The organism is Rothia nasimurium (assembly GCF_042660305.1).
In the GTDB taxonomy this organism is placed as follows: Bacteria; Actinomycetota; Actinomycetes; order Actinomycetales; family Micrococcaceae; genus Rothia; species Rothia nasimurium.
Map to the genome: position 1 here is coordinate 84,711 of NZ_JBHSTW010000013.1, position 11,697 is coordinate 96,407.

An 11,697-nucleotide genomic window follows, 5' to 3' on the forward strand; every position below is an offset into this window, starting at 1 on the left:
CCAGACTCTCGTACTGTCCACAGTGAAGGTGGGCAGTGCGAGAGTCTGGTGGAACCTCAGTTTTTCTTCTTTTGGCTGCGGCGTCTACTCGTAGTGGTACCTCACCGCTGCAATACGCACAGAGTTGCCCACGATTTTGTAGACCAGCCGGTGCTCTTCGGTAATTCTGCGGGACCAGTAGCCGGAGAGGTTGTTGCGCAGGGCCTCTGGCTTGCCAATGCCTTCGTTACCGTTGCATTGGATATCTTTGAGTAGGGTATTAATTCTTTTGAGAACCTTGCGATCTTGCTTTTGCCACCACAGGTAATCTTCCCAGGCCTGACTGCTCCAGATAAGTTCCACGCTGCTGCCTAATCTTCGAGAAGTGCTTGACTGGAGCCTCCGCCTGCTTCGAGTTCATCGATTGCATCGAGTAGCTTACGGGCATTGGCAGGCGAACGTAAGAGGTGAGCGGTCTCTTTGAGCGATTCGTATTCGGCAAGTGAAAGAATGACGGCAGGTTCGCGCCCTGCCCTGGTGATGACGACTTCTTCAAGGTCTTCTACCGCGATATCGAGTACCTGGGCGTAGTTGGCGCGGGACTCGGTGTAGGTCATAGTTTTCATCAGAACCTCCTGTACAGAAAACTGTACGCTTGAGAGGAGGTATCTTCAAGAGCTAATATTTTTTCCTTTGGAATACCGCACACCGCAGGGGAAGTATCGTCTTATTTTTTGCTCAGACAGAGAAGAAAGCCCATCAGACTCTCGTACTGTCCATAGGGAAGGTGGGCAGTACGAGAGTCTGGTGGGCACTTAGCCTGCGGCGCGGCACTGAGCCGGGCACGCGGACGCCGGTGGGCGGCTAGAAGTAGTAGGGGTAGTTCTCCCAGTTGGGGTCGCGCTTCTCAAGGAAGGCGTCGCGGCCCTCGACGGCCTCGTCGGTCATGTAGGCCATGCGGGTGGCCTCGCCGGCAAAGACCTGCTGGCCGACCATGCCGTCGTCCGGAAGGTTGAAAGCGAACTTGAGCATACGGATAGCCTGCGGGGACTGGCGGGCAATATGGGCTGCGTACTCCAGGCCCTTTTTCTCCAGCTCGGCGTGGGGTACTACGTCATTCACAGCGCCCATCTCGTACATGCGCTGGGCGTCGTACTCCTTGGCCAGGAAGAAAATCTCGCGGGCAAACTTCTGGCCCACCTGGCGGGCCAGCAGGGCTGAGCCGTAGCCGGCGTCAAAGGATCCCACGGTCGCATCGGTCTGCTTGAACTTGCCGTACTCTTCTGAGGCGATCGTCAGGTCAGCAACCACATGCAGGGAGTGGCCGCCACCGGCCGCCCAGCCCGAGACCAGGGCGATAACTACCTTGGGCATGGTGCGAATCAGGCGCTGCACCTCCAGAATGTGCAGGCGGCCTGCGCGGGCCGGGTCAATCGAATCGCGGGTCTCGCCCTCGGCGTAGCGGTAGCCGTCGCGGCCGCGAATGCGCTGGTCGCCGCCGGAGCAGAAGGCCCAGCCGCCGTCCTTGGCAGAGGGGCCGTTGCCGGTCAGCAGCACGGTGCCCACGTTAGAGGTCATGCGGGCGTGATCCAGCACCCGGTAGAGTTCGTCGACGGTGTGCGGACGGAAGGCGTTACGCACCTCGGGGCGGTCAAAAGCGATGCGGACGGTCGGCAGATCCCGCAGAATCTCACCGGCCTCGTTGCGCTCCACCTGGCGGTGGTAGGTGACATCGGTGAGGTCCTCAAAGCCCTCAACCAGGCGCCACTGGTGGGGATCGAAAATATCAGAAACCTTGGCAGGAAGTTCGTTAGTCATAGCCACCAGTCTACCCAGGGGCGCCCCGGGCTGGTTCCTCGTATGTAATTGAAAGTTTCATCTGCGCGTTCAAAGAACACGCAGATGAAACTTTCGACGACATTCAGCGCAGAAAAGGACGGACGCCGCCCCCAGCGCCCCTGCCCGCAGGCAGGGGAGTGGGGTGCGGCGTCCTGACTTAGACGAAGCTGCTAGCGGGAGAGCTCCACGGCGCGGTCGAACTCTTCGTTGATCTCGCGGGCGGTGGCGGAGTCACTCTTGTAGGTGGCAACCGACACCAGGTAGGCAAAGAGCAGGTTGACCAGGAAGCTGGGTACAATCTCGTACATGTAACCCGAGAGCACCTCGTTGTAGCCCCAGACGAAAACGGTGATGGTGCCTGCCACCATGCCTGCGACGGCACCAAGTGCGGTGAGCTTGCGCCAGTAGAGGGAGAGAATCACGATGGGGCCGAAGGCTGCGCCGAAGCCTGCCCAGGCGAAGGAGACCAGGGAGAGCACGGAGGAGTCGGGGTTCCAGGCCAGCAGGCCTGCGATGACAGAGACAACCAGCACGCCCGCGCGGCCTAGCCAGAGGCCTTTAGCATCTGAGAGTTCCTTGCCGCCGCTGGTGAGCTTGTAGAGGTCTTCAGCTAGGGCAGATGAGCAGACAATCAGCTGGGAGGAAAGGGTTGACATAATAGCTGCCAGCACCGCTGCCAGCACGAACCCGGCCAGCAGGGGGTGGAGCAGAATCTGGGACATATCCAGGAAGACCGACTCAGCATTGGTGGTGTCTGTCAGGGTTGCTTCGGGGTGGCGGGCAAAGTAGGCGATACCGATGAGACCGGCGCTCATGGCACCGACCAGGGTGGCGATCATCCAGGTGATGCCGATGCGGCGGCCGGCGGTGGCGTCCTGGGCTGAGCGTAGACCCATGAAGCGCACGATGATGTGGGGCTGGCCGAAGTAGCCCAGACCCCAGGCAGCTGAGGAAAGAATACCCAGCACGGTGGTGCCCGCAAAGAGGGAGAGGGCGGTGGGGTTGACGGACTCGATGGTGGTTTCAAGGCCGGAGAAGCCGCCGACGTAAACCAGGGCCATGATCGGCAGAACAATCAGAGCGGTGAGCATGAGCAGGCCCTGGACGACGTCGGTGTAGGTTGCACCCAGGAAGCCGCCGAAGAGGGTGTAGGCGACGGTGATGCCGGCGACCAGTAGCATGCCGGTGTGGTAGTTACCGCCGAATGAGGACTGGAAGAAGACGCCACCGGCGACCATACCGGAAGAGACGTAGAAGGTGAAGAAAATCAGGATGACCAGGGCGGCGAAGATGCGGATGATGCCTCGGGGGTCGCGCAGGCGGTTGTGGAAGAAGGAGGGGACGGTCACCGAGTTACGGGAGACCTCGGTGTAGGCGCGCAGGCGGGGGGCCACGAACTTCCAGTTGAGCCAGGCACCGGCAGTTAGGCCGATGGCAATCCAGGCTTCAGCCAGGCCGGTGATGTAGAGGGCGCCGGGTAGGCCCATGAGGAGCCAGCCCGACATGTCCGAGGCACCCGCTGAGAGGGCCGCTGCGGTGGGGGAGAGGGAGCGCCCGCCGAGCACGTAGTCGTCGAGGTTGTTGTTCTTGGACTTGGCCCAGATGCCGATGCCGACCATGGCGGCGAAGTAGATAGCCAGGGCTATCAGCTGGTAGGTGGTGTTGCTCATGAGCTCCCCTTGGGTTGTAGGCGAGGACGTGCGGGCTGGGGTGGGTGCGTCGGCGCACCTTCCCTTATGTGCAGTTTCTCTAAAGTATCTTGTTTAGATTACTTGAGGCATCTTCCCGCATGCAGGTTTTGGTCTGTGCGTTAGCTTACACCCTGAGGGTCTGGGTGACACTATCTCGCCGCCTGAAGCTATTTAGAATCTTCGTACAAAAACGGTGAGCTTTTCTTAAGAGTGCTTCTGCGAGCGTGGATCTATCACGGGTAGGGCCGATGTATGCAGTGTTACCGCGATGGCTGACCTGTTGGTGCGCCAGACGATGTAGGCGCCGGAGGCGGCGATGAGCACAATGCCCAGGTAAGACCAGGCAGAGAGCACTTCACCCAGCATGAAAGTGCCCACGATGGCCCCTACCACCGGATCGATGGAGAAAAGCACCCCGATGACGGCGGCGCTGGTCAGCTGCCCGGCGATGTTATCGGCAGAATAGGCCAGGGCTACGCCCACGATGGCGGAGAGAGCCAGCTTGAACCAGGCGTCCGAGTCCAGCCCCGCCATGGCGGGCACCGATAGGGGCAGTTGGATGAGGGCCGAAAAAGCCAGCGACATGGTGGTGCCGCGCAGGCCGCTGGTTGCGTCGGATACTGAACCCATGCGGGCTGAGAAGATGGTGTAGCCGGCCATCGAGGCGGCTGACCCGAGGGCCCAGATAAAGCCGATAGGGTGGGCGTCCCCCGCGAGTGTAGGCCCGGCAATCATCACGACTCCGGCCAGAGCGAAAAAGGCGATGAGCCCGTCGCGCAGGCGCCGCACACCGAGCAGGGCCACCACAAAGGCACCCAGGTATTCAAAGGTCACCGCTACACCCAAAGGAATATGGTGCACCGCGTTGTAGAAACAGACGCTCATCAGGGTCAGCACCAGCCCGTAGACCAGCACCTGGGGAAGGTCCCGCTGCCGCAGGGCAAGGGGGTTAGGCCGCACCAGCGCCCACAGGACCACAGCGGCAATCAGGGCACGCAGGGCGGCGACCTGGGTGGGGCCAACGCTAGCAAAGAGCACCGAGACAATCGCAGCTGAAATCTGAATACCCAGGGAGCCAGTGAGGATCAGAAGCAGGGCAGCGGTGCCCCGGCGTTCGGCCGGTATGCGGTCAGCGAGGTTCACAGCGCCTCCTAAAGCCCGCAGGTGCTTTCGAGCAGCGGGTCTACCACCGTCCAGGGGGCCCGTTTGATACGGTCGGGGCTAAAGACAGAGAGCATCTCAGCAGCTGTTTCGGGCAGGTGGGGGCCCTTCTCGCCCGCGTTTTCTCCGGTGATCGGGGGCAGCGGAATAGAGGCAGCAATCATGCGCATGATGTGGTCGGTACTGACTCCGGCGGCGGTGAGCTCAGCAAGGGTCACGGCCCCGTCCCGTTTAGCCAGGCGCTTGCCCTCGGTGTTGAGGGCCAGGGGAACATGGGCGTAGACAGGCACCTGCAACCCCAATAGGTGAGCTAGATAGGCCTGGCGGGGAGCAGAGGGCAGCAGATCGTCGCCGCGCACCACCTCGGTGACCCCCTGGTAATCGTCATCGACCACACACACCAGGTTGTAGGCGTAGACCCCGTCGGCCCGCACCAGCACAAAATCGTCGACCGCGTCGGTGTATTCCCCGGCGAAACGGTCGGTGACAGTCCATTCGCTCACCTGGGCTTTCAGGCGCAAGGACGCCGGCCGAAGCTGCCTGCGCTCAGCCCGTTCTGCCTCGGTGAGGTTGCGGCAAGTGCCGGGGTAGGCACCGGGGGCGCCGTGCGGGGCGCTGGAGGCCTCCTGAATTTCTTTGCGGGTGCAGTAGCACTCGTAAACTAGCCCGGCCTCGCGCAGGCGGGTCAGGGCATCCGCATAGGCAGCTAGGCGAGTGGACTGGTAGAGTACCTCCCCATCCCAGTCGATGCCCAGGGCGGCAAGGTCGGCCAGCTGACGCTCTGCCGCCCCCTTCTTGACCCGGTCTAAATCCTCCACCCGCATCACAAAACGGCCCCCCGCGGTGCGGGCCATCATCCAGGCCAGCAGGGCGGTGCGCAGGTTGCCCAGGTGCAGGTCACCCGAGGGGGAGGGCGCGTAACGGCCGCAGGGCAGAGGAGCGGACGGGGGCGAAACGGGGGCGGAAGTAGAAGACATCACCCCTCTAGTCTAGTAGCTCACAGGCTTTTGCAATATGACAGAAGGTTGCGCTGAGTAGGCAGAGAGCTGTCAAAAAGTGCAGTGTGGCAAGAAATAACCCCGCAAGTGGGGTTTAAACAGGCTGCTCACCTGCCTGAGTCCAGTACCTTAGAGAGTATGGCTAGAACTCTTGAAATTGCCGATGGTATCTATCAGATCTCAACGGATAACTACCGTCTTAACTCCGGTCTGATTGTGGGCGCAGAGAAGGCTATGGTGATTGATACCGGTGCCGGGCCCCGTCAGGGCGCTGAGATTCTAAGAGCGGTCCGCCGGGTCACCGACCTGCCCCTGGTCGCGGTCAACACCCACGCGCACTTCGACCGCTTTATGGGCAATGCCGTGTTCGCCGCCGACGGGGTCACCGACATCTGGGCCCACCCCCGCGCCGCCCGAGCTATCGAAAGCTACGGCGACCGCCAGCGTCTTTACGTTGAGGTGCTAGAACCCGAGATGGCCCACCAGCAGGGCCCCAACACCGAGCTTGTGGTACCCACCCGCTTCCTGCCCGGTGACGGCACCCGCCCGGCCTTTACCCGCGTAGAGCTAGGCCAGCGGGCCGTTACCCTCATGTACCTGGGCCTGGCCCATACTGACGGGGACGTTCTCGTAGGCGTAGACGACGTCCTGTTTGCCGGCGATATTATCGAGCAGGGCTCAGACCCCGCCTTCGACGACTCCTACCCCGAACTGTGGGTCAGCACCCTGCGCACCCTGGCAGGGCTAGACCGCTACCGTATCTTCGTTCCCGGTCACGGCACCCCGGTAGAGAGCACCTTTATCGAGCGCATGGCCGACACCATGGAAGATGCCGTGCAGAAAATTGCTGACTCTGCCCTGAAGAAGGTCAAGGGGGCCACCACAGCCTCCATGTACCAGCTGCCCTATTCGGGCGGGTCCACCCGTATTCTGCTTGACCGCCTAATGAAGCTTGAAGCCCGTGAGGCTGAGGGGCAGGGGCTCTCGACCGTCACCTTCGAGGGGGACGCTGCCTCCGGCCTGACCGGCCCCATTACCCTTGGGCAGGGCTAGAAGTCCCTCGCACGTTTTGCTCAGAAGCTTAGGCGATAGAAAGAAAGAGCTACCCAGCTAAATGCCGGGTAGCTCTTGCCTTTAAAATGAATCCAGTCTGTATTAGTAAGCCCAAACCTTTCGGTAGGCGCTGCGCTTCTTGTTCTGGGGGCGTAGCAGGGCGACCTGGGTGCTGGTGGTCAGGGCCGCTACCGCCCCAATCATGCAGATTGCTGCCATAAAGGCAGAGCCGGGAATCGGGTTAGTGTAGGTGACCCAGTAGAGGGCCAGAGCGCAGAAACCCGAGAAGAACCCCGAGATAGAAAGCAGGGGAACCAGAATCAGCCCCGACCGCTGGGTATCGCTCATATCAAGCTCTTCTGAGCGCATGAAACGCAGAATCACGAGCCCCAGCACACCCCAGAGACCGGTGACCAGAATAGCTGTGACCACATCGGCTGGGCGGTGCCAACCATTGACCACGGTGGAATAGCCGGCCGCTACCGTAAAGACCATGCTGATCAGGGCTACGGTGGGGCGGAAACGCTTGGGGGAGGCCAGGAAGAGGGCCAGGCCCGCAGCGGCTGCGAAGGTCGTGTGACCGGACGGCGCTGAGTTGCCCAGGGCCTCCTGAATACCCAGGTTGGGCTTGACGATGATGTAGTTCTTCAGCAGCTGGGTGGTGAGGTTAGCCCCGGCGGCAATGGCCACACCCACCAGGGCGGGCACAAAGCGGTGCTTCCACAGGAGCACAAAGAGAATACCGATAGCCGCGGTAATACCGGCAGCGGTAGGAACGAAGTCGAGCAGGGTGGAGGTTTGCTCGGTATAGGTCATGAACTGGTAGGAGAACTCCTGGAAGGAAATCTCGTCGAGCTCCTGGCCGGTTGGCGTTGTAATAAAGAAAATAAAGGCCGCCATCAGAAGGCAGAAGAGGGTTCCTGCCGCAAAGAAGTGCTGGATCAGGGTCCAGAGCGAGGGGCGGGTCTGCCGAATATGGGAGGGGGTCAGCATATGCAAGCGGCCTGAGGGGGAGTCCTCACCCGAGTGAGCCTGCTGGTAGGGCGGACGGCCGTAGCCCGGCTGGGCCTGCGCCGGGTAGCCGGGGCGGGGTCGTCCTTGCGGAGCAGCGGCAGGGGGCCTGTAGCTAGCCTGTGGCGCCCGGTGGGCGGTGACGGCGTCCGGACGCGGGGCCGCAGCCTGGGCGCGGGCTTTGGCCGCGGCGCGGGCGGCGCGTTCCTTCTTGACTCTATGGGCTGCCTCTTGAGCTGCAGTCTGGGCGGCAGCAAAACCGGTCTTAGCTGCCGCCAGACCACTGGCGGTACCGGCCTGCAATTTAGCTTTGATGGCCTCACCCTGGGGGGCAGAAGGCGCGGCAGGGAGTACCACGGTGGCGTCATCGTCCATAAAAGCGGCGCGGGTCTGAGAAGCGGGAAGCAGCTCGGTAGCGTCTTCACCGGGGCTCACCGGCAGAGCGACCGTGCGGTCGTCGTAGGCCTGGGGCATGAGCACCTCGGTGGCATCGTCGGGTGCGCCAGAAACAGCGTTAGAATCGCGCTTCTCAAAACTCACAGTTATCCCTAAAGACCTTTCTGCTGCGTGTAGACACGTCAACGAGCCTACCAAGCCGTGCCTCTTATTTCAGCCCTAGACCCTGCTAGAGATGAACAGGCTCAGCCTGCACTGCCATTGTGACAAACTCACATGGGACTTTCCTGAGAGAACCCCTAATGTTGCGCGAGCACCTGAACACAGCCCCGCAGAAGCGGTAGAAGAGTAGATTAGAAAGTATGACAGCTAGCGCCCTGCCCCTTAACGTTCCCCTGCCCCCGCTTGAAGAAATCTTATCGGCGACCCGTGTAGTAGCCCTGCCTATGAGGGTGAAGTTCCGCGGTGTCAGCCTACGTGAAACCGCTCTGATTCAGGGGCCGGAAGGATGGGGCGAGTTTGCCCCCTTCCTCGAATATGAGCCCGTGGAGGCATCCGCCTGGCTGGCCTGCGCTATCGAAGCGGCTTGGCTGCCCTACCCCCAGCCGCTGCGTACCAGCATTCCGCTCAATGCTACGGTGCCCGCGGTGCCTGCTCAGGCGGTAGAGGACGTATTAGCCCGCTACCAGGGGCAGGTGCGGGAAATTAAAATTAAGGTGGCTGAGGCGGGCCTGCCCTTTGAAGAATCCCTGGCCCAGGACCTGGCCCGGGTAGCGGCCGTCCGCGCGGCCTGCCCCGGGGCTCGCCTGAAGATTGACGCCAACGGCGGCTGGGAGGAGGGCCAGGCCGTCCGCGCCCTGACCGAGCTGGCTGACTACGACCTGCTTTACGCTGAGCAGCCTGTGCCGGGTATCGAGGGCCTGGCCCGGGTGCGTGAGGCACTGCGAGCCCGGGGTAACCCTCTACTGATCGCCGCCGATGAGGCAGTGCGTAAGGCTGATGACCCGTTACGGGTCGCCCGCCTGGGAGCAGCTGACCTGATGATTATTAAGGCCGCACCCCTGGGAGGAGTCAGACGGGCCCTAGAGCTAGTGGAGCAGGCCGCCCTACCTGCGGTTGTCTCATCGGCTCTTGAAAGTTCGGTCGGCATCCGTACCGGGGCAGCGCTGGCCGCTGCCCTGCCCCAGTTGCCCTACGGGTGCGGGCTGGGCACGGTCTCCCTCCTGGCTCAGGACGTCACCCCCAGCCCCCTCGTAGCCCGAGACGGCTACCTGCCCCTGTGCGATATCGCCCCTGACCCCCGGCTCCTCGAAGAGGCAGCAGCCAGCCCCGAACGCACCGCCTGGTGGCACCGCCGTATCGAGGCCTGTTACCGCCTATTAGACCAGACGGCAGCTTAGGGCCCGCCCTAGCCCACCGAAGCCTGCCCTGCCTCCTAGAAGGTCTTGGCGGAAAACCGGCCTGGCCCCAGCGCTGAGCGCAGCGAGTAAACTGGTGGGGTGACTGATGCACCCTCAACCTCCTTTATGACCGCAATTTCTGTGCTCGACACCCTGGTGCGGGCAGGAATGCGGCATGTTCTCATCGCTCCGGGCTCACGCTCAGCCCCCCTAGCCTACGCCCTCGCCGCCCTAGACCAGGCAGGAGTCATCGAAGCCCACGTGCGCATCGACGAGCGCAGCGCCGCCTTCACCGCTTTGGGAATGGCCAAGGCCAGCGGCCAACCGGTGGGTATCGTCACCACCAGCGGCACCGCCGTGGGCGAGTGCCTCCCGGCCCTCATGGAGGCCTACCACGCCGGCGCACCCCTGGCCCTGCTCTCGGCCGACCGCCCTGCCCGGCTCCAGGGTACCGGCGCCAACCAAACCACCGACCAGCAAGTGATTGCTCCCGCCCACACCCGAGCGTCCTGCACCCTCGAAAACTACACGGCCGACCCAGCCGACCCCCAGAGCGCCCAGCTCAACGCAGCGCTCGCAGCTCTGACCGGGCGTTCAGCAGATAACTGGGACGCCCCCGCAAACACCCCGCGGGGCCCCGTCCAGATCAACCTGGCCCTTGACACCCCGCTTACCCCCAACCCTCTAGACCAGCAGATTCTAGAGCGCTGGGCGCGCTCGCTGGCCGAAAACCCACCGGCACCTGCCACCCCACTACCCCCGGCTGACCCCAGCGCAGCTAGCTGGCTACACGCAGGCACTGGCAAGGGGGCTGGGCGGACGGACGGCGCCGGTACCGCCCGCCGTGCCGTCGTGGTAGCCGGTGACGGAGCAGGGCCTATCGCCCAGGCCTTTGCCCAGCAGCAGGGTCTACCCTTGCTGGCCGAACCCTCATCGAACGCCCGCTTCTCGCCCCTGGCTGTGCCCGCCTACCGGCAGGTGTTGGCAGGGCACCTGGGGCAGCAGGTTGAGCGGGCTGTTATCTTCGGTCACCCCACCCTCTCCCGGCCGGTTGCCACCCTACTGGCCAACTCCGCGGTAGAACGCGCCCTCTACGCCCCCTCACCTGCCCCCTGGTATGAGCCCGGGGCCCTTGACCTGCGGGAGATTGCGACCCTGGCTGAACTGGCCAACTTCGCAGGCACAGGTCGGGGAGCTACCACCGAGGACGGCCACAAATGGACGACCAGCTGGAGCGAAGCCGGGCAGGAACTAGCCCGGGAACTGAACCAGCAGGTCGCCAACTACCGGGCAGGCACCTACACCCTGAACGACCAACCCGACGCAAGCTCAGCCGACCGCACCGCAGGCTACGCCCTGGCAGAAGCCACCTGGCGGAGCTGCCTAGAAGATGGCGCCGTGCTGATGGTGGGCTCATCCAACCTCATCCGCGACCTTGACCTCATCGCCCCCTCCCTGGCCGCCTCACCGCTGGTCTTTGCTAACCGCGGACTAGCCGGCATCGACGGCACCATCGCCACCGCGTCCGGAATCTCCCTGACCCTCAACCGCCCGGTACGCGTGCTCGTCGGGGACCTCACCTTCCTACACGATACCGGCTCCCTCAACATCGGCCCCCTCGAACGCAAACCCAACCTTGACGTACTGGTCTATGACGACCGGGGCGGCGGAATCTTCTCAACCCTGGAACACAGCCAACTAGCCCAGCACGAGAAATTCGCCCCGGCCGTCCGCCGATTCTTCACCACCCCGCACACCGCCCAGCTCGAAGAACTCGCAGCAGCCTGGGGCGAGAACGGGATCAGCGTCAGGGTGGTGCGGCCGTAGGGTCTTCTAGCAGTTGTGTGGCTCGGGTACCCGCAGGCTCATGCTGGATGAAGCCCAGCAGATTCCGAGCGCGCGAGGAAAAAAATCTGCGGGCGGAATAGGCGTAAGCCTGACCCTCACGCCCCGCCTGACGGCGGATTTCGTTCGCTCTTGTGTGCTCGCGCGCTCGCACTCGCTCACTTCATCGAGCCAGCAGCTTCGCTACGAGCCTGCGGGCGCCCGTCTGCGCTGAATCTTAACGCAAAAGCCCCTCCACACCTGTGAACTGCTCCCCATAAGTTGGACTACTAAAAAACAGTCACCAACTAATGGGGAGCATCTCCTATGCGAGCACGAAGCTCA

Annotated in this window: 10 protein-coding genes; 3 read left to right on the forward strand and 7 right to left on the reverse strand. The window is 62.8% G+C overall.

Annotated features, from left to right (window positions below):
* Positions 1 to 84 precede the first annotated feature (84 nt).
* The 6 genes from ACFP6B_RS06220 to gluQRS form a co-directional block, all read right to left on the reverse strand.
* The gene (locus ACFP6B_RS06220; RefSeq protein ID WP_377128212.1) at positions 85 to 342 is read right to left on the reverse strand and encodes a Txe/YoeB family addiction module toxin; all 258 of its coding nucleotides are present in this window, start codon (positions 340 to 342) and stop codon (positions 85 to 87) included.
* 8 nt (positions 343 to 350) lie between these two features.
* The gene (locus ACFP6B_RS06225; RefSeq protein WP_185174196.1) at positions 351 to 605 is read right to left on the reverse strand and encodes a type II toxin-antitoxin system Phd/YefM family antitoxin; all 255 of its coding nucleotides are present in this window, start codon (positions 603 to 605) and stop codon (positions 351 to 353) included.
* Between the two features lie 238 nt (positions 606 to 843).
* Positions 844 to 1,797, reverse strand: coding sequence for a 1,4-dihydroxy-2-naphthoyl-CoA synthase (locus ACFP6B_RS06230; RefSeq protein WP_377128216.1), 954 nt, complete (start codon positions 1,795 to 1,797; stop codon positions 844 to 846).
* Between the two features lie 191 nt (positions 1,798 to 1,988).
* Complete coding sequence (gene putP, locus ACFP6B_RS06235; RefSeq protein ID WP_377128219.1) at positions 1,989 to 3,488, reverse strand: sodium/proline symporter PutP; 1,500 nt, start codon at positions 3,486 to 3,488, stop codon at positions 1,989 to 1,991.
* Positions 3,489 to 3,713: 225 nt separating this feature from the next.
* Complete coding sequence (locus tag ACFP6B_RS06240) at positions 3,714 to 4,652, reverse strand: EamA family transporter (RefSeq protein ID WP_377128222.1); 939 nt, start codon at positions 4,650 to 4,652, stop codon at positions 3,714 to 3,716.
* 8 nt (positions 4,653 to 4,660) lie between these two features.
* Positions 4,661 to 5,647 carry a tRNA glutamyl-Q(34) synthetase GluQRS gene (gene gluQRS, locus ACFP6B_RS06245; RefSeq protein ID WP_377128225.1) on the reverse strand — a complete coding sequence of 329 codons (987 nt, stop codon included), beginning with the start codon at positions 5,645 to 5,647 and terminating at the stop codon, positions 4,661 to 4,663.
* A gap of 159 nt (positions 5,648 to 5,806) precedes the next feature.
* Between gluQRS and ACFP6B_RS06250 the strand changes: the two genes are divergently transcribed.
* Entirely contained in the window at positions 5,807 to 6,721 is a 915-nt protein-coding gene (locus tag ACFP6B_RS06250) for an MBL fold metallo-hydrolase (RefSeq protein ID WP_237222526.1), read from the forward strand.
* Positions 6,722 to 6,823: 102 nt separating this feature from the next.
* Here ACFP6B_RS06250 and ACFP6B_RS06255 read toward each other — a convergent pair whose 3' ends face one another.
* Positions 6,824 to 8,272, reverse strand: coding sequence for a phosphatase PAP2 family protein (locus tag ACFP6B_RS06255; RefSeq protein WP_377128229.1), 1,449 nt, complete (start codon positions 8,270 to 8,272; stop codon positions 6,824 to 6,826).
* Between the two features lie 218 nt (positions 8,273 to 8,490).
* Between ACFP6B_RS06255 and ACFP6B_RS06260 the strand changes: the two genes are divergently transcribed.
* Together ACFP6B_RS06260 and menD are read left to right on the forward strand one after the other, a co-directional pair.
* Positions 8,491 to 9,528, forward strand: coding sequence for an o-succinylbenzoate synthase (locus ACFP6B_RS06260; RefSeq protein WP_377128232.1), 1,038 nt, complete (start codon positions 8,491 to 8,493; stop codon positions 9,526 to 9,528).
* Positions 9,529 to 9,627: 99 nt separating this feature from the next.
* A complete protein-coding gene (menD, locus tag ACFP6B_RS06265) occupies positions 9,628 to 11,355 on the forward strand; it encodes a 2-succinyl-5-enolpyruvyl-6-hydroxy-3-cyclohexene-1-carboxylic-acid synthase (protein ID WP_377128235.1) in 1,728 nt (575 codons plus the stop codon).
* Positions 11,356 to 11,697: the final 342 nt, after the last annotated feature.

What these genes read in the sequence shown, in the direction of transcription:
- putP (WP_377128219.1), bottom strand. Translation starts at nt 3,488, where the DNA reads ATGAGCAACACCACCTACCAGCTGATAGCCCTGGCTATCTACTTCGCC.
- ACFP6B_RS06250 (WP_237222526.1), top strand. Translation starts at nt 5,807, where the DNA reads ATGGCTAGAACTCTTGAAATTGCCGATGGTATCTATCAGATCTCAACG.
- gluQRS (WP_377128225.1), bottom strand. Translation starts at nt 5,647, where the DNA reads ATGTCTTCTACTTCCGCCCCCGTTTCGCCCCCGTCCGCTCCTCTGCCC.
- ACFP6B_RS06225 (WP_185174196.1), bottom strand. Translation starts at nt 605, where the DNA reads ATGAAAACTATGACCTACACCGAGTCCCGCGCCAACTACGCCCAGGTA.
- ACFP6B_RS06230 (WP_377128216.1), bottom strand. Translation starts at nt 1,797, where the DNA reads ATGACTAACGAACTTCCTGCCAAGGTTTCTGATATTTTCGATCCCCAC.
- ACFP6B_RS06260 (WP_377128232.1), top strand. Translation starts at nt 8,491, where the DNA reads ATGACAGCTAGCGCCCTGCCCCTTAACGTTCCCCTGCCCCCGCTTGAA.